Genomic DNA, 20,439 nt, shown 5'->3' with positions numbered 1-20,439 from the left:
CCGGAATGCGGCAAATCACCAAGGAGTGAATGTCATGGGCGCACCGCGAATTCGATGCCGGCGGTGTCGCCGACTGCGAAGATGCGGTCACGGGCCACGGCGTACTCCTCGCCCTTGAGGTGCTCAAGCATCAACGGCACTTCGCGCGGCAGGCGGTTCAGTTCGCCCAGATAGGTGCGGTAGTCGAGCACGCCTTCGCCGATCTGCACCTCGTCGAGGTGTAGTGCTGCCTGGTGGTGCAGCTTGATGTCCTTGGCGTGGCACGACACCACCCACTGGCCGAGCTTGTCGAAACATTCGCGGATCAGCGCGCCATTATCGAAATACACCCGCGGCGTCATGATGAGGTTCACCGGGTCGAAATGCGCGCCGAACATCGGCCGCGCCACGGCGTGGATCAGCTCGACATAGCTGTCGACGCTGTCCGGCAGGGAGTACTGCATCATTTCGAGCGCAAACCTGGCGCGCTTCGGTTTCACCGCGTCGAGAATGTGGCGCACCGTCTCGACCGAGGCATCGAACGCCTCGGGGCTCATGTTCTCGGCCGCCGGGGCATAGTCGGTGCCGGCCTGAAACGAGCCGATATAGCTGACCGCGCACCCGGCCCCCACGGCGTCGGCAATCGCGAGACGCTCCACGGCGTAGGCGAGGTTGGCCTTGCGCACGGCTTCATCGGGCGAGACCAGGTTGCGCCAGATGCCGATCTCGGCCAGTACCACGTTCTCGGCGGCAAACGCCTGCTCGATGGCGCTGAGCCGGTCGCGATCGTCGAGCCTCACCTCCGGCACATAGGCAGCGCCGTAGCCGAAAGCGCGATGCGCCCGGGCGAAGGCGTAGGGATCCTCGCTGCCGATGGGCAAGCCGTGCCCGCCAAGCCGGATGGCCATCAGACGTGGTTCCGCCAGCTGTGCTGCGGATTGTAGTCGAGCAGGCGCCGGGCCTTGTCGATCGACAGCAGCGTACCGTTCTGGCTGAGCTCGCGCTTGTGCGGCACCTTGGGGAACACCTCGGCCATCAGCGACATGTTGGAGCGGCTCATCACCGTATCCTGGTTGGCGATGATGAAGGCCTCGAACCCCTTGAACTCGGCCTCGATGCCGCGACGCACCGCCTGTGCCCCATCGCGCGCGTCGATATAGCCCCAGAGGTTCCATTTGCGAAGCTTGGGGTCAGCGTCGAAGGCGGGGAACGCCTCATAATCTTCGACATCCATGACGTTGGAAAAGCGCAGGCCGACGATCTTCAGCTGCGGATCCCAGCGGCAGAACTGCGCCGCCATCGTCTCGTCGAGCAGCTTGCCGAGCGAATAGGCGGTCTCGGGACGGGGGAAATACTCCTCGTCGACCGGAACGTAGGGCGGCGGCGTTTCGAAGGGCAACCCAAGCACGGTTTCGCTCGAGGCGAAGACGACGTTTTTGACGCCGGCGAGGCGGCAGGCCTCGAACACATTGTAGCTGGTCGGCACATTGTTCGCGACGGTGCGGCTATTGGCGAAGAGACCCGGCGCCGGGATCGCCGCGAGGTGCACCACCGCATCGAACGGACCGCGGCGTTCGTCGACCCCGCCGAGGATCGCCTGCGCCACCTGGCCGAAATCGGTGAGGTCGATGCGGACGGTCGGGCAGATCGGATCCCTGGGGAGCGTCTGGTCGATGTTGAGCACGGAATAGCCGTTGGCTACCAGGTCCTTGAGCACCGCCCGCCCCAGCTTGCCGCTGCCGCCCGTTACCAGAACCTTGGCCATTTCTCGTCCTCCCGAAACTGATTTGCCCGAAAGCCTAGCACGGCTTGGGCCCATTCTGTCACGAGGCTGAACGCACTCGTCAGTGCCGGTTCAAGGCCGATGGCGCAGTCTCCTGTCCAGCGTCAGGAGGCGGATCGCTTCATCGCGATCCCCCCGATTTGGAAAGGACTACGACGTGCGGGCCAGCCCCCCGCCGCCCAACATCAGGAGACTGAAATGACCAAGCTCGCTCTCGCCGCGACATTCGCGGTTGCCATGCTGACTTCGTTCTCTGCTATTCCTGCCAACGCCCAAAGCCAAAGGGAGCCGTGCACCGCCGGCCCGCAGTGTCCGAGCCAGGATGGTGGGAGTGATCCCTATTGTGGCGACCAGCTCGGCGTGTTGAAGCGCGTGATGCCTGCCGAGGTGCTCGGCGTCGACAGCCACTACCGTGTCTGGGTCACCGAATTCTGCACCTCCGAGACGCTGATGCGCTCGGACGGCAATGCCGCCTATCTCCGTACCGCCATCGCTAAGAACGACGTGCTCACCGACGTGCTGGCCGAACGCGGCTTCCACGCCGACGACGTCTACGCGGTCAAGATGATGGGCGACGACACCATCAACCTTTACGTCCACAATTTCGGACGCTGATCCAACTCGGCTCTGATGATGCGGTACGGGTTGGCCCGTTCCTGTCGCCAATCTGAACGGCGTCATCAGAGCCGGTTCAACGTGATGAGCCCAACTCCTGGCCATCGTACGAGCAGCAATGTCTCGCACCCCGCGGCGCTCGCCGCATTGACCAAGGAGATGAAATGCCCAAGCTCGCTCTCGCCGCGACCTTCGCCATCGCGATGCTCACTTCGTTCTCAAGCGCACCGACGCAGGCCCAGGTTCAGCTGGACACCCCATGCGGCCAGGCCAGCTGTCCTCAGGGCGGCTCCACCACCACCACCTCTTGCGGCAATCAGCTCGGTGCGCTGAAGCGCGTGATGCCCGCCGAGGTGCTCGGCGTCGACAGCCATTATCGTGTCTGGGTCACCGAGTTCTGCACCTCCGCGACATTGATGCGCTCCGACGGCAATGCCGCCTATCTCCGCACCGCCATCGCCAAGAACGACGTGCTCACCGACGTGCTGGCCGAGCGCGGTTTCCATGCCGACGACGTGTACGCGGTCAAGATGATGGGCGACGATACCATCAACCTTTACGTCCACAATTTCGGACGCTGATCCAACACCTTGGTGCTAAACTGACGCCGGATCGGCCGCGAGGCCGACCGGCGTTTGTGCATTTCGCGGCCCTGCCGCAGCCAACCACAGGAGACTGCCAGATGTCCAAGCTCATGCTGGCCGCCATTACCGCCATTGGGCTCGGCGCGTCGATGATTCCCCCCGCGCTCGCCACCGCCCTCCCGATCGAAAGGGATGACGATGTCTGCGATGACTATCTTGGCGTGCTGAAGCGTGTCACGCCGGACGATATCGCAGGAGTGACGGAGCAGCAGCGCGTCTGGGTCACCGAATACTGCCCCGGTCGCTCGGTCCTCAGAACCGAGGGCAATGCCGCCTCGGTGCGGTCGGCCATCGCCGACAACGAGGCACTGGCCGCTGCGTTGCGCCAGAAGGGCTATTCGGCCGCTGACGTATTCGCCGTCAAGATGATGGGCGACGACACGGTCAATCTCTACGTCCATCGCTAGACGAGTAGAGGTATTCGGCGCCTCAGACGGTGCTGTTACTATGAATGATCTCTGAATGCCCGGATCAGCGGCGGTTCAAACGCCCCGCAATAGTTCCGCCGCCAACGAAGCGCCGAGCGCGCGACGAACGGCGGCAGGGGTGCCGCCGGGCAATCAAACTGTTGAGAGAGATCATGAAGAACCTGAAGCTTGTTCTGCTGGCCCTGGTGGCCACCCTCGGCCTTGCGGTCATCACCACTCTTCCTGCCCAGGCCGCTCAGGCCGGCTGTACCACCATGGGGCCGTGCGGCGGTGGTGGTGGCGGTGGCGACACCTCCGATGGCGGCGAGCCCTTCGACCCGTTCTGCCATGTCGTCGAGTGCGACGAGGAGCCGGAAGTCGCCGAAGAGGGCTGCATGAAGAACTGCGACGGCCCCGATGTTCCTGAGATCGCCGAGGAAGGCTGCATGAAGAACTGCCAGCCCGGCAAGCCGGGCGACGACCCGAAGATCCCGGGCAACGTGGCCGGCCTCGTGCGTTGCGATGCCAAGATCGGCGACCTCGCCAAGGTGACCGCCAAGCAGATCGGCAGCGTCAACGGCCGCGATGCGGTCGATGTGGTGCCGGTTTGCGCCGACAAGAACCTGGTCGAGCAGCAGCTTGGCGTCGAGAGCCTGCGCAACGCCATCGCCCGGAACGACAAGATGGACAAGGCTCTCGGGCAGGGCGGCTATGCTGCTGACGACGTGGTCGGCGTGATCGTCGGCCGCAACTCGGCGGTGCTCTACGTCCACGCCCTCTGAGCGACAACGGGCGACTGAACAAGGGGCGGGAACCGCACGGTTCCCGCCCCTTCCTTATTGCTGCCGCGACATTGCCCTGCCGATGAATGCTGTCTGAATGAAGGGCTCACAGGGGGTTCAATCGCGAGAGGGCATGGTCGGGACAACAGAACGAAACCCCGGCCCCCGAAAGGATGCCACGATGAACAGATCCCATGAGAAACTGCTGGTCGCGACCCTCGCCGGTCTGATCATCGCCAGCGCCGCCGTTTTCGCCATCCAGCCCGCCATGGCCGCCGGCTATGACGTCGAGAGCCCCGCCCACATCGTCGGTGTGAAGAAGTGGGACACGCTCAACGTCCGCAAGTGGCCCGCCTCCTATTCGCAGAAGATCGGCGAGTTCGAGCCCAAGAGCTCGGTCTGGGTCGAGCGCTGCATCACCGCCCCGCAGGGCGGCTCGGACTGGTGCCTGGTCGAACAGCAGGACACCAAGGGCTGGGTGAACGCCAAGTTCCTGAAGCTGGCCTACGACTGGGACATCTGATCCCCAAGTTTCCTGCCGCGTTGCTCCAAACGGCGCGGCAGGCTCCTACGACTACCCCATGCACACGTGCCTTTGACTGACCTCCGAAACATTGACTTCACGGCCCGGACGCGTTCCCTAGGAACCTCCGGGCCTTTTTCTTTTGACGAGTCAGTTTTGGACGCCAACCCCATCCTTATCGAGCAGACGCGCGGCAACTTCGTCGAGAATCGCCACCGCGGTGCTTTCGTGATCTCGGACGCCGAGGGCAATGTCATCGCCGCGGCCGGCGATACCTCGCGGCCGGTGTTTCCGCGGTCGGCGATCAAGTCGATGCAGGCGCTGGCCATGGTGACCTCGGGCGCCATCGACCGCTTCGGGTTGAGCGACGAGGAACTGGCGCTGGCCTGCGCCTCGCATCACGGCGAAGACGTGCATGTCGAGGGCGTTACGCATTTCCTCGGCCATATCGGACTCGCCGCCGGCGACCTCGAATGCGGCGCGCACCAGCCGAGCAACGGTAAGGCGCGCGAGGCGCTGCGGGCGCACGGACTGGAGCCGAGCCAGCTGCACAACAACTGCTCGGGCAAGCATTCGGGCATGCTGAGTGTCGCGAGGGCGCTTGGCGTCGACACGCACGACTACGTGACGCGTGGTCATCCGGTGCAGGTGGCGGTGCGCAAGGCCGTCGAGACGGTGATCGGCGAACCGCTGAGCGAGGACCGCTGCGGCACCGACGGCTGCTCGATCCCCACCTGGGCCGCGCCGCTCTCGGCCTTTGCCCGCGGTTTCGCGAGGATGGCGACGGGAATTGGGCTGCCAGAGGAGATCGGCGGCGCGGCGACGCGCATCTTCGACGCCGCGACTGCCCACCCCTTGCTGGTCGCCGGCACCGGCCATCTCGATACCCTGGTGATGGAAGCCTTCGGTGGCCGCGTCATGCAGAAGGGTGGCGCCGAGGGCGTGCAATGCGGCGCCATCCGCGACAAGGGCTGGGGCTACGCGCTGAAGATCGACGACGGCAACATGCTGGCGAGCCAGACACTGGTCGCCAACCTGTTGCTGCGCTTCGCCGACCCTGACGCCGGCCAGCGCGCCGTGCTGGAAAAGTTCGCGCGCCAGCTGGTGCGGAACGTCCGCGGCCTCGAGGTCGGCGAGATGCGGGCGGCCTGACCAAGGACACGCTGCCCGGCGACGTCCAATATCCACAACAGCAGCTCCGGAGACCCGCATGCGCCGTGCCGTCGTGACTATCGTTGCCTCGACCCTGCTCTGCGGAGCGGCGCTTGCTGGACCTGCATATGCCCCGCCTAAGGTCTCGCCGGCGAAGACCGTCGAGGTCCCGGCCGACCTGCGCGCGGCAGCGACCGAACTGCTGAAGGCGGTGGCCGCCAAGGATGTCGACGCTATCGGGAAATGGCTGGCGCCGAAGGTGTCGATCGTCACAGGTACCCTCGATCTCTCGATTCCGCGCGGCACCAGGCTCGAGGGGCCGTGGGAGAGCGCCAAGTCGCAGGTCGCCGGCCTCGGCAACAGCACCGGTGGCGACTGGGACCTGCCGCCAAACGTCGATATCGGCGTGTTCCTGACCAAGATGGAGCTGGATTTCATCGGCCAGTCGCTGACCGACGGACAGCCCTGGGGCACTGACGCCGCGGTGAAGGGTGCGATCTGCACCTATGGGCTCGGAAGGGTCGACCCGGCCGCGGTGAAGCGCGCGGCCAAGGCGCTGGACACGAGTGGCGACAACTTCGTCGGCGTGAAGCGCGAGATCGAGCTGTTCGAGACGATGGAAGACAGCAGCAAGCCCGTAGGCAAGCTGGTCCCCGGCCTGCTCTATGCCACCGACTACGACGCCGAGACCTCGACCCAATGGACCGCCTTCCACCTGCCGGCAGGCGGCGTCGGTTTCGGCAAAACCACCGGCGGCGACTTTGACCGTCCCTACGCCTCCGGCCTCTGCTTCAAGCAGCAGGCGTCGGGAGAGTGGGCCGTGGTGGCGCAGGCTTCGACGGGGCTTTAGCCAGTCACCGAGTTGTCGGCCACCGTCACGTGCGGGTATTTCGCGGCGTCCTTCACCAGGTCTTCGACCACCACCGTGTCCCATTCGAGACCCACGATGGCGTGGTCGAGCGGGGCGTTGACGATGTTGCCGGTGATGGTGACAGGTCCGGGCGAGGGGTTCTGCACCACGCTGACGCCGATGCCGGTGCTGGTGGCGTAGAGCACGTTGTCGGCGATGATCACGTCGCGCAGGAACGTGCCACGGCCGGCGAGGATGCCGACGCCGGGGACGTTGTCGATGCTGTTGCCCGAGATGCTGGTTTCGGCCTCGGCATAGATGCCGAAGGGCCTGGTGTCCGGGTTGACCTCGGAGCGCGAGCGGATGTTACGCACGATGTTGCCCGAGCAGACCGCAAGCCGCCCGCCCGAATCGAGATTGGTGATCGAAATGCCGGCGGCGGCGCCATCGACGATGTTGTTGGAGATCACCGAGCCGGAGAAGGCGAACTCCGAAAAGATCGCCACTTCCCCGGAATTGCGGCAGACGTTGCCGGTCACCGCGACGTTGCTCGTCGAGTTGAGACGCACTGCGGTGAACATGCAGTCGGCGATCTGGTTGTTGGCGACGATCACGTCATTGCAGCGGAAAACATTGATGCCGTTGCCGTTCTGGCCGTTCCCGCCATTGGTGGCGCCGATGCCGACAATGGTGTTGCCTGATATCACCGACCCATCGTGGCGGGGCTTGCTGCCCCAGATCAGGAAACCGCCATTGCCGCATTTGTTGACGCGGTTGGATGCGATGTTGAGGCCGCGGCCATCGACCGAGAAGATCGCGGCGAGGGCGTGGCCGGTGAAATCGCAATCCTCGATATCCGCCCCGGCGTCGCGCACCGCGAGGCCGTTGGCGGCGCCGCCGATGAAGCTGCAATTGCTGAGCGTGACGTGGTCGCTCGCCTCGATCTCGACGAGCCCGCGATCGGCGCCGGCCGGCCCGCCATTGCCGCGCGTGAAGGTGAGGCCCGAGAAACTGACATGCGCACTGCCGGCCACCCGGAACACCGGCGCATCGCCCGCCGCGGCAAGGATGGTGCCGCCCGGTATGCCAGTTATCACCACGTTGCTCGGCACCTGCAGATTTTGCACGTAGTAGCTGCCCGAGCCGAGGAACAGCGGGCGACCTTCCTCGGCGGCACGCAGCAGCGCCTCCTGCATCGGGCCGCTCTGGTCGTCGAGGCTGCCCGGCACCAGGTTGAGCGCCGTCGAATCGAGCGACTGCGCTCGCACCCCTCCGGCAAGCGGCAGGGCGGCCAATCCCGCAAGAATGTGACGGCGGTTCATACGCATGGAGGGAGTGTAAGGGCGTAGGGGGGCGTTTGGGAATTGCCCATTCCGGCGCCGTCCCCAGGCTATGTGGGATTGAATCCAACCGCAGCAGCACCCAGCGAGGCACGAGGCTGTCGCCCTGCTTTCATTTGGCAGCCCATCCCCCCGCCGCTATAGAGTCCGCAACTGGCTATCAAATCCTGTGAGGCGTCATGCTCCTTCCCGACAAGATCTATCTCGGCCAAAGCACCCGGCCGGAGTACCTGGCGCTCAAGTACGGCAACCGGCATGGGCTGGTGACCGGCGCCACCGGCACCGGCAAGACCGTGACACTGCAGTCGATCGCCGAGGGCTTCTCGGCCGCCGGGGTTCCGGTGTTCGCCGCCGACATCAAGGGCGATCTGTCCGGCATCGCCAATATGGGCAAGATGCTCGACTGGCAGGTGAAGCGGGCCGAGGAGATCGGCTTCACCGACTATGCGGCGAGCAAGTTCCCGGTGATCTTCTGGGATCTGTTCGGCCGGCAGGGCCACCCGGTCCGCACCACCATCTCCGAAATGGGCCCGCTGCTGCTGAGCCGCATCCTCGATCTCAACGACACCCAGGAAGGCGTGCTGAACATCGCCTTCAAATATGCCGACGATAACGGCCTGCTGCTGCTCGATTTGAAGGACCTGCGTGCGCTGCTGGTGGAAATCGCCAACAACGCCAAGGATATCTCGGTGCAGTACGGCAATGTCGCCTCGGCCACGGTGGGCGCGGTGCAGCGCTCTCTGCTGGTGCTGGAGCAGCAGGGCGGCGATCAGTTCTTCGGCGAGCGGGCGCTCGACATCCGCGACCTGATGCGCACCACCACCGACGGCAAGGGCTATGTCTCGATTCTCGCCGCGGACGAGCTGATGCGCGCGCCGCGGCTCTACGCAACGTTCCTGCTCTGGCTGCTCTCGGAGCTGTTCGAGGTGCTGCCGGAAGTCGGCGACCCGGAAAAGCCCAAGCTGGTGTTCTTCTTCGACGAAGCGCACCTGCTGTTCGACGATGCGCCCAAGGCGCTGGTCGACAAGGTGGAGCAGGTGGTCAAGCTGGTACGCTCGAAGGGCGTTGGCGTCTACTTCGTCACGCAAAACCCGGCCGACATTCCGGACGCCGTACTGGCGCAGCTTTCGAACCGCGTGCAGCACGCGCTGCGGGCCTATACGCCGAAGGAACAGAAGGCAGTCCGGATGGCGGCGGAGTCGTTCCGCCCCAACCCTGACTTCTCGACCGCCGAAGTGATCACCCAGATGGGCACCGGCGAGGCACTGGTTTCGGTGCTGGAAGACAAGGGCGTGCCCTCGGTCGTCGGCCGCACGCTGATCCGGCCACCCTCGGGACAGGTCGGGCCGCTGCTGCCCGAGGAACGGCGTGCGGTGATCGCCAACTCGCCGGTGGCTGGCATCTACGACGCGGTGGTGGACCGCGAGTCGGCGTTCGAGGTGCTGACCAAAAAGACCCAGGAGCGGCAGGCGAGCGAGGCGGAGGCGAGGCAAGCTGAACTCGACGCCAAGACGGCTGCCGCCGAGGCAAAGGCCGCAGCGGCGCAGGAGCGCGCCGAGCGCGCTGCCCAGCCGCGCCGTTCGACCCGGCAGACGCCGACCGAGGCGGCTATCACTTCGTTTACCCGCACCATGGCGAACGGCCTCGGCAAGGCACTGCTGCGCGGCATCCTCGGTGGCCTCACCCGTGGCCGCTAACGTCGCGCAGAACCACCCGGCACTGGCGGTTTTCGCTTCCGACAAAGGGCCGGGCGACGCCGAGCGCAGCTCGATCATGTCGCAGGCCGGGACGCTCCTGGCGCGGCACGGGGCACGGATCATCTGCCTCGCCGATGAGACGCTGGACAACATCCCGTTGATCACCAGCGCCCGCGCGGCAGGTGGCGAGGTGCTGATCGTCGCCGACGCGGCGTTCCAAGCGCCGGCGGCGCTGGCCGAGGTACCGGTGGAACGGATCGACGATCCCGAGGCGCGGGTGAAGCGGGTCGGCGAACTGGCGCAGGGCTTTGTCGGGCTGCCGGGCTCGCTCGCCTCGGCGGCCGCGCTCTATCGCACCTGGGTACGGGCCGGCGCCGGCGCCGGCGGCAAGCCCGTGGTGCTGCTCAACCACCACCGCGCCTTCGAGGCGATGCGTGGCATGGCGACGGATATCCTCAGCCACTCGGTCAGCCATGCCGACCGGGTCGTGGTCTTCACCGACAATGTCGATGATCTCTGGAACAAGGTGGCCTGGGCGCTCAACGTCACGGCTTGAAGCGCCGCTGACCCACCGTAGCGGCCGCCTCAGCCCGCGCAGCCTCAGTGCGTCGGCAGCGGCCGTTCGCGTGTCCACAGCGGGATGACATTGCCGTACTGCGAGAAATCCGGGCGACGGGACGTCGTGGCGCGGACCGGCCGATAGCCCGCGAGGCTGGCGGCGCGACGGGCGATGCGCGACTGCACGCGCTCGAGCAGGTATTTAGGCGACATCGGCTTGACGATGACCTCGTCGATGCCCGAGGCGATGCAGAGTTCCTTGGTCTCGGGCGACACCGTGCTGGCGAGCGCGATCACCTGGTAGTCGTGGTGCGGGATGCTCTGATCGGCGCGCAGGTCGCGGCTGACCCGATCGGCGCGGGCCGAAGCGCTGTCGAAATCGGTGACGACCACGTCAACCGGCGCGAGGCGCATGTAAGTGACCAGCGCCAGCTCGGATTCGAACGGCCGCACCCGGAAACTGGGCACCGAAGCAAGCACCATGCTGAGGATGGAACTCAGCGCCGGATTGGCGACAAGAACGGCTATGGTGCGGACTGGTTCGGCCAAAGTCTCGCGAAGCTCCGAATGGTTAAGAAATTGTTACCATTGAGCGACGCCGGGCGGAAGCTGCGGCAAGTGCGGATATGGCGATTTTCCGCCGAGACACGGCCAGGCAAAAGAAAGGGCCCGCCGAAGCAGGCCCCGAACGCGATCTGTCGTAGAGCTTAGCGGGCTTCTTCGAACAGGAACTCGACGTGTTCCCAGTTCACCAGGTTGTCGAACCAGGCCTCGAGGTACTTCGGGCGCGCATTGCGGTAGTCGATGTAATAGGAGTGCTCCCACACGTCGACGCCGAGCAGCGGCTTGGCATTGCCGTGCACCAGCGGCGACTCGCCATTGGCGGTCTTGGTGACCTGGAGCTTCCCATCCTTCAGCGACAGCCAGGCCCAGCCCGAACCGAACTGCGTGGTGCCGGCATTGATGAAATCGGCACGGAACTTGTCGAAGCCGCCGAGATCGGATTCGATCGCCTTGAGCAGCGCTGCCGGGACCTTGCTGGCGCCGCCGCCGCCATTCGGCTTCATCCAGTTCCAGAAATGCACGTGGTTGTAGTGCTGGCCCAGATTGTTGAAGAGCGCCGGATCCTTGCCGAACACTTCCTTGACCGCGTCCTCGAGCTCGAGCACTTCGAGACCCTTGCCCTCGGCAAGCTTGTTGCCGTTGGTGACGTAAGCCTGGTGGTGCTTGTCGTGGTGGAACTCGAGCGTCTCTTTGCTCATGTACGGGCCGAGCGCGTCATAGGCGTAGGGCAGGGGGGGAAGTTCGTATGCCATTCTGGATGCCTCCTTGGGGGACAGTCTCTATGATTGTTGGCCGCTGGGCTGGCTCCGATATAGGCCCTTTGGCATTGCTCAACAATTCCCGCTTTGGGTGGAATTATGCCAATCCGACGCAACTGAGCGCAAAGGCATAGCTCAGGCCAGTCTCCTTGAGCTGGTCGAAGCGGCCGGAAGCGCCGCCATGGCCGGCCCCCATATGGGTCTTGAGGTAGAGCGGGTTGCTGTCGGTCTTGGTGGCGCGGAGTCTCGCCACCCACTTGGCCGGCTCCCAGTAGGTGACGCGCGGATCGGTGAGGCCGGCAAGCGCAAAGATCGGCGGATAGTCGATGGCGGCCACCTGCTCGTAGGGGGCATAGCCGGCAATGCGGTCATAGGCTGCCTTGTCGGTGATCGGGTTGCCCCATTCGGGCCATTCCGGCGGGGTGAGCGGCAGCGTCTCGTCGAGCATGGTGTTGAGCACGTCGACGAACGGCACCTCGGCGATGACCCCGGCCCACAGCTCGGGACGCATATTGGTGACGGCGCCCATCAGCAGGCCGCCGGCCGAGCCGCCCTCGGCGACGATGCGCTGCTTGCTGGTATACCCCAGCTCGATCAGCGTTTCGGCGGCGGCGATGAAATCGGTGAACGTGTTGGTCTTCTGCTCGCGGCGGCCGTTCTTGTACCAGGCGTAGCCCTTGTCCATGCCGCCGCGGATATGCGCCGTGGCATGGACGAAGCCGCGATCGACCAGCGACAGCTTCGAGACCGAGAAGCCGGCCGGCAGCGCCATGCCATAGGCGCCATAGCCATAGAGCAGGGCAGGCGCCTTGCCGTCGAGCTTCAGGCCCTTGCGGTAGAGCAGGGTCACCGGCACCCGCTCGCCGTCCCCGGCGGTGGCGAAGATGCGCCTCGTCTCATAGTCATCAGGGTTGTGTCCGGAAGGAACCACCTGTTCCTTGAGCAGGGTGCGTTCGCGCGTCACCAGGTCGAGGTCGTAGGTGCGCGACGGCGTGGTCGGCGACGAATAGGTGAAGCGGATGGTTCTGGTGTCGAACTCGAAGCCGGCCGACATGCCGAGCGCATAGGCCTCCTCGTCGAACTTCACCGTCCACTCTTCGCCATTATCGAGGTTGCGCACCACGATGCGCGGCAGCCCTTCCGAGCGCTCGAGGCGGATCAGGTGATGGCTGAGCAGGATGATGTCGAGGATCAGCACGCCCGGGCGATGCGGCACCAGGTCGATCCAGTTTTCGGCCGCCGGATTGTCGGCGGCAACGGTGACGATCTTGAAGTCCTCGGCGCCGTCGGCATTGGTGAGGATGTAGAATACCCCGTCGCGGTCCTCGACGTCGTACTCGCGATCGGTGAGGCGTGGCGAGAACAGCTTCGGCGCGCCGCCGGTGCGGGTGTCGATCAGCCAAAACTCGGACGTCTGGTGGTCGTGCGCGTCGATGACGATGTAGTTCCGCGATAGCGTCTCGTCGACGCCGACGAAGAAGCCCGGGTCCTTCTCCTCGTAGACGATCTCGTCATCGGCCTGTGGCGTTCCGAGTACATGGCGGCGGACACGGAACGGGCGGTGGTTATCGTCGTACTCGGAATAGTAGATGGCGCTGGAATCGGCCGACCACACGCCGCCGCCCGCGACATCCTCGATGATTTCGCCGGTGTCCTTGCCCGTGGCGAGGTCGCGGATGTGCAGTGTGTAGAACTCCGACCCCTGCCGGTCGGCGCTCCAGGCGAGCAGCCGGTGCGACGGATCGTGGTCGCCACCGCCGAAGCCGAAATAGCCGTCGCCGGCCTCGACATTGCAATCGAGCAGCACCTCTTCGTCGCCACCGTCGCGCGGCGTGCGAACCAGGATCGGGTACTGCTTTCCCTCTTCCATGCGCGAGTTGTAGGCCCAGGGGCCGTCAGCCGACGGGATGCCGCTCTCGTCCTCTTTGATGCGGCCGCGGATCTCCCGGTAGATCTTGTCGGTAAGCGCTTCGTGCGCCGTCTCGAAGGCCTCGGCGAAATAAGCGTTCTCCGCCTCGACATAGCTGCGGATGTCGGCCGGGAGGGTCGACGGATCCTGCATCACCTCCTGCCAGTTGTCGGCCCGCAGCCAGTGATAGGGATCCTGCCGGGTGATGCCGTGATGGGTCGTGGCATGCTGGCGGCGTTCGGCGACGGGTGGGGTGGGCATGGGGACGCTCTATCGGGAGGGGAGGTGCTTCATAGCGCACGCATGGCGCCGCGCGAAGCGAAGGTGCGGGGCGCCGGAGCGCCCCTGCGGAAGATCAGGCCTTCGGCTCGAACTGAAGGCTCGTGCCGTTCATGCAGAAGCGCTCACCCGTCGGGTTGGGGCCGTCGGGGAAGATGTGGCCGAGATGGGCGCCGCAATTGGCGCAATGCGCTTCGACGCGAACCATGCCATGCGAGCGGTCGACGGTCTGGGCCACCGAGCCCTCGATCGCCTTGAAGAAGCTCGGCCAGCCGGAGCCGGATTCGTATTTGGTGTCGGCGGTGAACAGCTCAGCGCCGCATGAGGCGCAGTGATAGATGCCGTCGCGCTTTTCGGTGTTGTAGATGTGGGACCAGGGCCGCTCGGTGCCGTGCTCGCGCGCGATGCGATAGAGCTCAGGGCTGAGCGTGGCACGCCACTCTTCGTCGGACTTCTGAACCTTGAAGGTCTCGCTCATCGGGGAATCTCCGTTACGGCGCCAGATATGGCGATTGCGGCGCCTGATCGCAAATCCCCCAGTCCTCACAAAGCTGTGGTGCAGTCGTGCAGGCAGACCGGTTTGCCTTGCCGGGGCGGGGGGAGGGGCTAAGCTGGCTCGAGCGAATCCCACGAGGGGGCGGACCCGGGTGGAGGCCACACCGGCAATAGCGATTGCACTCGTCGTGCTGCTGCCCTTCGTGGCGGCGGCGCTGGCGCCGTTCGTCCATCGGCTGGTCGGCGACTTTGCCGGCTGGGTGGTGGCGCTGGTGCCGGTGGCGGGGTTCATGGCGCTATGGGCGTTGCTCGGGCGGGTGTCCGGCGGCGAGAGCATCACCGTCGCCTGGCCATGGGCGCCGTCCTGGGGCCTCGAACTCAGCTTTCTCGTCGACGGGCTGAGCCTCACCTTTGCGCTGACCATTGCCGGCATCGGGGCGTTCATCCTGCTCTATTCAGGCGCCTATCTGAAGGGGCACAAGCAGGGGCGGTTCCTCGGCTTCCTCCTGGCCTTCATGGGGGCGATGCAGGGGCTGGTGCTGGCTGACAACCTCGTCGCGCTCTACCTGTTCTGGGAGCTGACCTCGGTCGCCTCGTTCCTCCTGATCGGCTTCGATCACACCCGCCAGGCGGCGCGGCGTGCCGCGATCCAGGCGCTGGTGGTCACCGGCCTCGGCGGGCTGGCGCTGCTGGCGGCGGGAGTGGCGATCTATGCCATCACCGGTGGCTGGGAGCTGAGCGCCGCCGGCCATCTCAAGGATAATGCGGCCTACCCGCTGCTGGTCGGGCTGGTGCTGCTCGCCGCTTTCACCAAATCGGCGCAACTGCCGTTCCACTTCTGGCTACCCAACGCCATGGAGGCGCCGACGCCGGTCTCGGCCTACCTGCACTCGGCGACCATGGTGCAGGGTGGCGTGTACCTGGTGGCGCGGATGACGCCGCATCTGGGCGGCGAGGCGATCTGGAACCTGACGCTGATGGCGTTCGGCGGCGCGACGCTGCTCTGGGGAGCGGTGGCGGCGCTGCGGCAGACCGATCTCAAGCAGATGCTGGCGCAGACGACGCTGGCCTCGCTCGGCTTGCTGATGCTGTTGCTGGGGGCCGGGACCGAACTCGCAGTGACCGCGGCGGTGCTCTACTTCATCGCCCACGCCCTCTACAAGGCCGGGCTGTTCCTCGTCGCCGGGGCGATCGACCACGGCACCGGCACGCGCGACATCACCATGCTCGGCGGCTTGCGCGATCCGATGACGCTGAGCTTCATCGGCACCATCATGGCAAGCGCCGCGATGTTCGGCCTGCCGCCGCTGATCGGTTTCTTCGCCAAGGAAGAGATGTATGCAGCGCTGGCGCTTGGGCAACTGGAGTCACTGCTGGCACTCGCCGCGCTGGTGCTCGGCAACGCGCTGCTCGGCGCCATCGGGCTGGCGCTGCTGATCAAGCCGTTCATGGGCCAGTTGCTGCCGACGCCGATCGAGCCGCACGAGGCGCCGGTGGCGATGCTGGCGGGGCCGCTCGCCATGGGTGTCCTGGGAATCTTTCTCGGCTTCGTGCCGACGCTGGCGGGGCAACTGGCGGTTGCGCCGGCGACCTCGGCAATCCTCGGCGTGCCCGTCGAGACGCACCTCGCCTTCGGGCTGGACCTGCTGGGACCGGCATTCTGGCTGTCGGTCGCCACCTGGGTGCTGGCGATCGGGCTGTTCCTCAGGCTCGATCCGGCGCGATCGCTGCTACGGCGGGCCGGAGCGGCGATCGGCTGGACCTTCGATATCGGCTTCGACTGGGTGTATTTCGGCATCGTCCGTTTCGCTGGGGCAGTGACGCGGCTGCTGCACCATGGGCGGCTCGAGCTCTACCTTTTCGTGGTATTCGTCCTGCTGGTGGCCGCCACGATCGGGCCGCTCTGGCTGATGGACGGGCTGCCGCGCGGGCCGCAGACGCTCGATCTCCGGTTCTACGAATGGGGGCTGGTCGGGCTCGCGGTGCTTGGCGTGATGACGGTGGTATATGCGCGGAGCCGCCTGTTCGCCATCCTCGCGCTCGGGGTGCAGGGCCTCGCGGTGGCGCTGCTCTACCTGGTGTTCGGCGCGCCGGACCTCAGCTTCACCCAGTTCATGGTGGAAATCCTCAGCGTGGTGATCCTGGCGCTGGTGATGACCCGACTCGACCTCGACACTGCCGATCCGCGCCCCCTCGAGGATTGGGCCCGTGACGGCGGCGTGGCGCTGCTCGGCGGCGTCGCAGTGACCCTGCTGCTCTGGGCGGTGATCGAGGGGCCGTTCGATTTGAGGCTCTCGACCTTCTTCAACGCGCACAGCGTGCCGATCGCGCATGGGCACAACGTCGTCAATGTCATCCTCGTCGACTTCCGCGGGCTGGACACGCTGGGCGAGATCTCCGTGGTGATGACGGCGGGCATCGCCATCCTGGCGCTGATCCGCGGCGCCAGGCGGAACAAGCCTGTCGAGCCCGCACCGGTGGAAGCCGCGCCTCAACCGAAGCGCCGCGCGGCGCGGAAGGCGGCAGCATGAATTCGCTGATCTTCCGCACCATCGCGCCGCTGCTGGTTGCCGTGATGCTGGTGTTCTCGGTGTTCGTGCTGCTGCGCGGTCACAACGAGCCGGGCGGCGGCTTCATCGGTGGCCTGATCGCGGCGTCGGCGCTGGCGATCTACGGCATGGCGGCGGGCGTCGATGCGGCGCGTACGGCGCTGAAGGTACATCCCCTGGCCTATGCCGGGTTTGGCGTGGCGCTGGCGGCGCTCGCCGGGGTGCTGTCGCTCCTGTTCGACGTGCCGTTCCTCACCGGGCTGTGGACCATCTTCGAGTTCGACGGGGTAGAGGTCGCGATCTCCACCCCGATGGTGTTCGATATCGGCGTCTACTTCGTCGTCTTCGGCACCATCGCGGCGGTGGCGCTGGCGCTCGAAGACGAGGAGGGCGGCGCCTGATGGATCACGTCATCGCCGCGCTCTCCGGCGTCTTCCTCACCGCCGCGATCTACCTGCTGCTGTCGCGGGCGCTGATCCGCATGCTGCTCGGGCTGGTGCTGCTGGGCAACGCAGTGAACCTCCTGATCCTCGTCGCCGGGCGGCTGGGGCGGATCGTGCCGCCGATTGCGCTTGAAGGGGCGAAGGCGCCGTTGACGGGCGCGGCGAACCCGCTGCCGCAGGCGCTCATTCTCACCGCTATCGTCATCGGCTTTGCAATGTTCGCGTTCCTCCTGGTGCTGGCTTACCGCGCCTATCAGTCGCTCGAGGCGGACGACACCGACCGCATGCGCGTCGCCGAGCCGCGTGGTGGCCCGAAACCGCCGATGAGCTACTGATGGCTGGAGCGATGCAGGATTTCGCCACGCATCCGGCCGACTGGCTGGTGATCCTGCCGGTGGCGCTGGCGTTGCTTGGCGCCGCAGTGCTGCTGATGCTGCGCGAGGCGCGGGAGGGGCAGTTCTGGCTGGCGCTCGGTATCGTCGCGGTGATCTTCGTCTCCGACATCGCGCTGGCGCTCAGGGTGAGCGAGATGGGGCCGATGGCAATGACCATGGGGCGCTGGCTGCCGCCCTTCGGCATCAGCTTCGTCGCTGACCTCACCAGTGCGGTATTCGCTCTGGCGGCGGCCGGAGTGACGCTGTTGTTGCTGGTCTACCTCCGGACGGACATGCCCGACCGGGCGCGGCGGGATGGGGTCTACCCGCTGATCCTTCTGCTGCTTGCTGGAGTGAGCGGCTCGTTCCTCACCGGCGACCTGTTCAACCTCTATGTCTGGTTCGAGGTGATGCTGATCTCGAGCTTCGGGCTGCTGGTCTTGGGCGGGCGCAACATCCAGCTCGATGGCACGGTAAAATACGGCTTCCTCAATTTCCTGGCGACCACCTTCTTCCTCGCCGCGCTCGGGCTGCTCTACGGCGCGCTGGGGACGCTCAATATGGCCGACATCGTCGGCCGGGCGGCGCAGGCCAACCCGGCGGTGATGGCCTCGATCGCGGCGCTGCTGCTGCTTGCCTTCGGCATGAAGGCGGCGGCGTTTCCGGTCAATACCTGGCTACCCGCCAGCTACCACGCGCCGCCGCCGGCGATCTCGGCGCTGCTGGCGGGACTGCTCACCAAGGTTGGCGTCTATGCCCTGCTGCGCGCGCTGGTGATGCTGCTGCCGGCAAGCCGCGAGGTGCTCGAGCCGGTGCTGGCGTTGGTAGCGGTCAGTACGCTGATCCTCGGGCCGCTCGGGGCAATCGCCGAGACCAACCTCCGGCGGGCACTGGGCTTCCTGGTGATCGGCGGCATCGGCGCCACCATTACCGGTGTGGCGCTTGGCAATGCTGCGGGGCTGGCGGGCTCGGCAACCTACGTGCTGCATGCCATGCTGACGATCACCGGACTCTACCTCGTGGCCGGGCTGCTCGAGACGATGACCGGTGAGACCGATACGCGCCGGATGGGCGGCGTCTACGCGGCGGCCTCGCTGCCCTCGCTGCTGTTCTTCGTCTTGATGCTGGCGGTGGCGGGCGTGCCGCCATTCCTCGGCTTCTGGCCGAAACTGCTGCTGGTGCAGGGCGGCATCGAGGGGTGGGGCTTTGGCCGCGACGGCTGGGGGCTGGCGCTGTGGCTCGCCGTGCTCGGCAATGCGCTCCTGACGCTGATCGCGGTGAGCCGGCTCTGGGCCCATATCTTCTGGCGCGCCGGGCATGAGGGGGCAGCAACCGAGGCGCCGAACCCCGACCTGAAACCGCTCACGTCGCAGGTGCGTTGGCTGGGACTTGGCTCGGCCGGTGTGTTGACGCTCGTCGTGCTGCTGCTTGGGTTGTGGCCGGAGCCGTTGCTGGGCTTCGGCAAGGAGGCTGCGGCCGGGCTGCTGCGGCCGGCCAACTATGTTGTCGCGACCGGCCTCGAGGGAGCTGCGCCATGAGTCTGGTCCTGCTGACCATCGTCCTGGCGCTTGGCTGGGCGGCGGCAACCGGCAGTTTCACATTACCCAACCTGCTGCTCGGGGCGCTGGTCAGTTCTGCCTGCCTGTTCGTCGTGCGCCGATACGTGTCGCGCCCGAATCTGCTGCCACGGGCGCTGCGCATCGTGGCGCTGGGGTGGCTGTTCATCACCGAATTGGTGGCGAGCGCGCTGCGCGTGGCGCGGCTGGTGCTGCGGCCGGACCTCAATGCGCATATCCGGCCGGCGATCATCGCGTTTCCACTGAGCGTCACCAGTGACGCCGAGATCACGCTGCTCGCCAACCTGATCACGCTGACGCCGGGAACACTCAGCGTCGATGTCTCGGCGGATCGGCGCTTCCTTTACATCCATGCCATCCATGTCACCGACCGCGCGGCGTTCATCAAAGAGATCGCCGCCGGGTTCGAGGCGAAGGTTGCGGGGGCGTTCCGATGACCGGCGCGTTGGCACTGCAGTGGGCGAGCCAGGTCGCACTCGGGCTGTTGCTGGTCGGCATGCTGCTGGCGGTGATTCGACTGGTCCGCGGCCCTAATCTCGGCGACCGCATCCTGGCGCTCGACATGATCACCGTGCTCGCCACCGGTTTCATCACCGGGGTGGCGGTGCTGACGGGCTTCTCGCTCTACGTCGACATTGCCATCGCACTGGCGTTGGTAGGGTTTCTCGCGACGGTGGCGCTGGCGCGCTACCTGATGAGCCGGGCGCGCGACCAGGGGGCCGACCGATGATTGAACTGGCGCAATATCTCGCCGCTGTCCTGATCCTGGCCGGCGCGGTGTTCAGCTTGATCGCGGCGATCGGCGTGCTGCGTTTGCCCGATCTCTACACGCGGCTGCATGCAGCATCGAAAGCCGGAGCGATCGGCGCCGGGCTGATTTTCCTAGCACTGGCAGTGGTTTCGCTCGATGGCGCGATAATCCTGCGCTGCTTGCTGGGCATCGTGTTTCTACTGTTGTCCACACCGCTCTCCGCACACTTGCTGGCGCGTGCGGCATATCGCTGCGGCGAGGCCCCGACGGCCGCGACGACTGTGGACGATTTGAAGTGAAACACTTTGGCAACTGCACATTATTGCCGCAAATCAAAGGTTATACACATAGACGACAGTTGCTATTGCATTCGCAGTGCAGCGGTTCTATTGAACCAGTCCAGGGCAAGG

Annotated in this window: 23 protein-coding genes; 16 read left to right on the top strand and 7 right to left on the bottom strand. The window is 65.8% G+C overall.

Features of this window, described 5'->3' with window-relative positions; genetic code table 11:
- Nucleotides 1-32 precede the first annotated feature (32 nt).
- Both AC1ROK_RS22885 and AC1ROK_RS22880 read right to left on the bottom strand, forming a co-directional pair.
- Nucleotides 33-887 (bottom strand): sugar phosphate isomerase/epimerase family protein, encoded by an 855-nt coding sequence (locus AC1ROK_RS22885; RefSeq protein WP_492851217.1) that lies wholly within the window; start codon nucleotides 885-887, stop codon nucleotides 33-35.
- Nucleotides 887-1,744: an NAD-dependent epimerase/dehydratase family protein gene (locus tag AC1ROK_RS22880; RefSeq protein WP_492851215.1), complete on the bottom strand. Its 858-nt coding sequence runs from the start codon at nucleotides 1,742-1,744 to the stop codon at nucleotides 887-889. The genes AC1ROK_RS22885 and AC1ROK_RS22880 overlap by 1 nt, the downstream gene beginning before the upstream one ends.
- A 216-nt stretch (nucleotides 1,745-1,960) precedes the next feature.
- On the opposite strand from AC1ROK_RS22880, the gene AC1ROK_RS22875 reads away from it, so the two are divergent.
- From AC1ROK_RS22875 to AC1ROK_RS22845, 7 genes are all read left to right on the top strand, one after another.
- Nucleotides 1,961-2,377: a hypothetical protein gene (locus AC1ROK_RS22875; protein ID WP_492851213.1), complete on the top strand. Its 417-nt coding sequence runs from the start codon at nucleotides 1,961-1,963 to the stop codon at nucleotides 2,375-2,377.
- 164 nt (nucleotides 2,378-2,541) lie between these two features.
- On the top strand, nucleotides 2,542-2,958 hold the full coding sequence (locus AC1ROK_RS22870) for a hypothetical protein (protein ID WP_492851211.1): 417 nt from the start codon (nucleotides 2,542-2,544) through the stop codon (nucleotides 2,956-2,958).
- 101 nt (nucleotides 2,959-3,059) lie between these two features.
- Complete coding sequence (locus AC1ROK_RS22865; RefSeq protein WP_492851209.1) at nucleotides 3,060-3,428, top strand: hypothetical protein; 369 nt, start codon at nucleotides 3,060-3,062, stop codon at nucleotides 3,426-3,428.
- 173 nt (nucleotides 3,429-3,601) lie between these two features.
- A complete protein-coding gene (locus tag AC1ROK_RS22860; RefSeq protein ID WP_492851207.1) occupies nucleotides 3,602-4,210 on the top strand; it encodes a hypothetical protein in 609 nt (202 codons plus the stop codon).
- Between the two features lie 181 nt (nucleotides 4,211-4,391).
- Nucleotides 4,392-4,733 carry an SH3 domain-containing protein gene (locus AC1ROK_RS22855; RefSeq protein WP_492851205.1) on the top strand — a complete coding sequence of 114 codons (342 nt, stop codon included), beginning with the start codon at nucleotides 4,392-4,394 and terminating at the stop codon, nucleotides 4,731-4,733.
- 156 nt (nucleotides 4,734-4,889) lie between these two features.
- Nucleotides 4,890-5,885 (top strand): asparaginase, encoded by a 996-nt coding sequence (locus AC1ROK_RS22850; RefSeq protein WP_492851203.1) that lies wholly within the window; start codon nucleotides 4,890-4,892, stop codon nucleotides 5,883-5,885.
- A 58-nt stretch (nucleotides 5,886-5,943) separates the two neighbouring features.
- A complete protein-coding gene (locus tag AC1ROK_RS22845; RefSeq protein ID WP_492851201.1) occupies nucleotides 5,944-6,735 on the top strand; it encodes a hypothetical protein in 792 nt (263 codons plus the stop codon).
- Here AC1ROK_RS22845 and AC1ROK_RS22840 read toward each other — a convergent pair.
- Nucleotides 6,732-8,063 (bottom strand): TIGR03808 family TAT-translocated repetitive protein, encoded by a 1,332-nt coding sequence (locus AC1ROK_RS22840; protein ID WP_492851199.1) that lies wholly within the window; start codon nucleotides 8,061-8,063, stop codon nucleotides 6,732-6,734. The genes AC1ROK_RS22845 and AC1ROK_RS22840 overlap by 4 nt on opposite strands.
- A 191-nt stretch (nucleotides 8,064-8,254) precedes the next feature.
- On the opposite strand from AC1ROK_RS22840, the gene AC1ROK_RS22835 reads away from it, so the two are divergent.
- Both AC1ROK_RS22835 and AC1ROK_RS22830 read left to right on the top strand, forming a co-directional pair.
- Entirely contained in the window at nucleotides 8,255-9,772 is a 1,518-nt protein-coding gene (locus AC1ROK_RS22835) for a helicase HerA-like domain-containing protein (protein WP_492851197.1), read from the top strand.
- A complete protein-coding gene (locus AC1ROK_RS22830; RefSeq protein ID WP_055885226.1) occupies nucleotides 9,762-10,328 on the top strand; it encodes an LOG family protein in 567 nt (188 codons plus the stop codon). Before AC1ROK_RS22835 ends, AC1ROK_RS22830 begins: the two co-directional genes overlap by 11 nt.
- A gap of 44 nt (nucleotides 10,329-10,372) precedes the next feature.
- On the opposite strand, the gene AC1ROK_RS22825 is transcribed toward AC1ROK_RS22830, so the two are convergent.
- The 4 genes from AC1ROK_RS22825 to msrB all read right to left on the bottom strand — a co-directional run bounded on the left by AC1ROK_RS22825 (nucleotide 10,373) and on the right by msrB (nucleotide 14,318).
- Nucleotides 10,373-10,879, bottom strand: coding sequence for a response regulator transcription factor (locus AC1ROK_RS22825; protein WP_492851195.1), 507 nt, complete (start codon nucleotides 10,877-10,879; stop codon nucleotides 10,373-10,375).
- 158 nt (nucleotides 10,880-11,037) lie between these two features.
- Entirely contained in the window at nucleotides 11,038-11,646 is a 609-nt protein-coding gene (locus AC1ROK_RS22820) for a superoxide dismutase (RefSeq protein WP_069907987.1), read from the bottom strand.
- 103 nt (nucleotides 11,647-11,749) lie between these two features.
- Nucleotides 11,750-13,822: a S9 family peptidase gene (locus tag AC1ROK_RS22815; RefSeq protein WP_492851193.1), complete on the bottom strand. Its 2,073-nt coding sequence runs from the start codon at nucleotides 13,820-13,822 to the stop codon at nucleotides 11,750-11,752.
- Nucleotides 13,823-13,916: 94 nt separating this feature from the next.
- A complete protein-coding gene (gene msrB / locus AC1ROK_RS22810; protein ID WP_492851191.1) occupies nucleotides 13,917-14,318 on the bottom strand; it encodes a peptide-methionine (R)-S-oxide reductase MsrB in 402 nt (133 codons plus the stop codon).
- A gap of 169 nt (nucleotides 14,319-14,487) precedes the next feature.
- Between msrB and mbhE the strand changes: the two genes are divergently transcribed.
- The 7 genes from mbhE to mnhG are packed head-to-tail and all read left to right on the top strand — an operon-like array spanning nucleotide 14,488 to nucleotide 20,328.
- Nucleotides 14,488-16,866, top strand: a complete 2,379-nt coding sequence (gene mbhE, locus AC1ROK_RS22805) for a hydrogen gas-evolving membrane-bound hydrogenase subunit E (RefSeq protein ID WP_492851189.1) — start codon at nucleotides 14,488-14,490, stop codon at nucleotides 16,864-16,866.
- Nucleotides 16,863-17,285: a Na+/H+ antiporter subunit B gene (locus AC1ROK_RS22800; protein ID WP_492851187.1), complete on the top strand. Its 423-nt coding sequence runs from the start codon at nucleotides 16,863-16,865 to the stop codon at nucleotides 17,283-17,285. The genes mbhE and AC1ROK_RS22800 overlap by 4 nt, the downstream gene beginning before the upstream one ends.
- Entirely contained in the window at nucleotides 17,285-17,662 is a 378-nt protein-coding gene (locus tag AC1ROK_RS22795; RefSeq protein ID WP_492851185.1) for a Na+/H+ antiporter subunit C, read from the top strand. The genes AC1ROK_RS22800 and AC1ROK_RS22795 overlap by 1 nt, the downstream gene beginning before the upstream one ends.
- Entirely contained in the window at nucleotides 17,662-19,239 is a 1,578-nt protein-coding gene (locus AC1ROK_RS22790; RefSeq protein ID WP_492851183.1) for a proton-conducting transporter transmembrane domain-containing protein, read from the top strand. Before AC1ROK_RS22795 ends, AC1ROK_RS22790 begins: the two co-directional genes overlap by 1 nt.
- Entirely contained in the window at nucleotides 19,236-19,715 is a 480-nt protein-coding gene (locus AC1ROK_RS22785) for a Na+/H+ antiporter subunit E (protein WP_492851181.1), read from the top strand. Before AC1ROK_RS22790 ends, AC1ROK_RS22785 begins: the two co-directional genes overlap by 4 nt.
- Nucleotides 19,712-20,008 carry a monovalent cation/H+ antiporter complex subunit F gene (locus AC1ROK_RS22780; RefSeq protein ID WP_492851179.1) on the top strand — a complete coding sequence of 99 codons (297 nt, stop codon included), beginning with the start codon at nucleotides 19,712-19,714 and terminating at the stop codon, nucleotides 20,006-20,008. Before AC1ROK_RS22785 ends, AC1ROK_RS22780 begins: the two co-directional genes overlap by 4 nt.
- A complete protein-coding gene (mnhG, locus tag AC1ROK_RS22775; protein ID WP_492851177.1) occupies nucleotides 20,005-20,328 on the top strand; it encodes a monovalent cation/H(+) antiporter subunit G in 324 nt (107 codons plus the stop codon). Before AC1ROK_RS22780 ends, mnhG begins: the two co-directional genes overlap by 4 nt.
- Nucleotides 20,329-20,439: the final 111 nt, after the last annotated feature.

It is taken from the genome of Devosia sp. GW821-FHT12F11 (assembly GCF_058806655.1).
The sequence above is the reverse complement of the archived record's forward strand: the minus strand, read 5'-3'. Positions and strand labels throughout refer to the sequence as shown.

What these genes read in the sequence shown, in the direction of transcription:
- AC1ROK_RS22885 (WP_492851217.1), bottom strand. Translation starts at nt 887, where the DNA reads ATGGCCATCCGGCTTGGCGGGCACGGCTTGCCCATCGGCAGCGAGGAT.
- AC1ROK_RS22880 (WP_492851215.1), bottom strand. Translation starts at nt 1,744, where the DNA reads ATGGCCAAGGTTCTGGTAACGGGCGGCAGCGGCAAGCTGGGGCGGGCG.
- AC1ROK_RS22875 (WP_492851213.1), top strand. Translation starts at nt 1,961, where the DNA reads ATGACCAAGCTCGCTCTCGCCGCGACATTCGCGGTTGCCATGCTGACT.
- AC1ROK_RS22870 (WP_492851211.1), top strand. Translation starts at nt 2,542, where the DNA reads ATGCCCAAGCTCGCTCTCGCCGCGACCTTCGCCATCGCGATGCTCACT.
- AC1ROK_RS22865 (WP_492851209.1), top strand. Translation starts at nt 3,060, where the DNA reads ATGTCCAAGCTCATGCTGGCCGCCATTACCGCCATTGGGCTCGGCGCG.
- AC1ROK_RS22860 (WP_492851207.1), top strand. Translation starts at nt 3,602, where the DNA reads ATGAAGAACCTGAAGCTTGTTCTGCTGGCCCTGGTGGCCACCCTCGGC.
- AC1ROK_RS22855 (WP_492851205.1), top strand. Translation starts at nt 4,392, where the DNA reads ATGAACAGATCCCATGAGAAACTGCTGGTCGCGACCCTCGCCGGTCTG.
- AC1ROK_RS22845 (WP_492851201.1), top strand. Translation starts at nt 5,944, where the DNA reads ATGCGCCGTGCCGTCGTGACTATCGTTGCCTCGACCCTGCTCTGCGGA.
- AC1ROK_RS22840 (WP_492851199.1), bottom strand. Translation starts at nt 8,063, where the DNA reads ATGCGTATGAACCGCCGTCACATTCTTGCGGGATTGGCCGCCCTGCCG.
- AC1ROK_RS22835 (WP_492851197.1), top strand. Translation starts at nt 8,255, where the DNA reads ATGCTCCTTCCCGACAAGATCTATCTCGGCCAAAGCACCCGGCCGGAG.
- AC1ROK_RS22820 (WP_069907987.1), bottom strand. Translation starts at nt 11,646, where the DNA reads ATGGCATACGAACTTCCCCCCCTGCCCTACGCCTATGACGCGCTCGGC.
- AC1ROK_RS22815 (WP_492851193.1), bottom strand. Translation starts at nt 13,822, where the DNA reads ATGCCCACCCCACCCGTCGCCGAACGCCGCCAGCATGCCACGACCCAT.
- msrB (WP_492851191.1), bottom strand. Translation starts at nt 14,318, where the DNA reads ATGAGCGAGACCTTCAAGGTTCAGAAGTCCGACGAAGAGTGGCGTGCC.
- AC1ROK_RS22800 (WP_492851187.1), top strand. Translation starts at nt 16,863, where the DNA reads ATGAATTCGCTGATCTTCCGCACCATCGCGCCGCTGCTGGTTGCCGTG.
- AC1ROK_RS22795 (WP_492851185.1), top strand. Translation starts at nt 17,285, where the DNA reads ATGGATCACGTCATCGCCGCGCTCTCCGGCGTCTTCCTCACCGCCGCG.
- AC1ROK_RS22790 (WP_492851183.1), top strand. Translation starts at nt 17,662, where the DNA reads ATGGCTGGAGCGATGCAGGATTTCGCCACGCATCCGGCCGACTGGCTG.
- AC1ROK_RS22785 (WP_492851181.1), top strand. Translation starts at nt 19,236, where the DNA reads ATGAGTCTGGTCCTGCTGACCATCGTCCTGGCGCTTGGCTGGGCGGCG.
- AC1ROK_RS22780 (WP_492851179.1), top strand. Translation starts at nt 19,712, where the DNA reads ATGACCGGCGCGTTGGCACTGCAGTGGGCGAGCCAGGTCGCACTCGGG.
- mnhG (WP_492851177.1), top strand. Translation starts at nt 20,005, where the DNA reads ATGATTGAACTGGCGCAATATCTCGCCGCTGTCCTGATCCTGGCCGGC.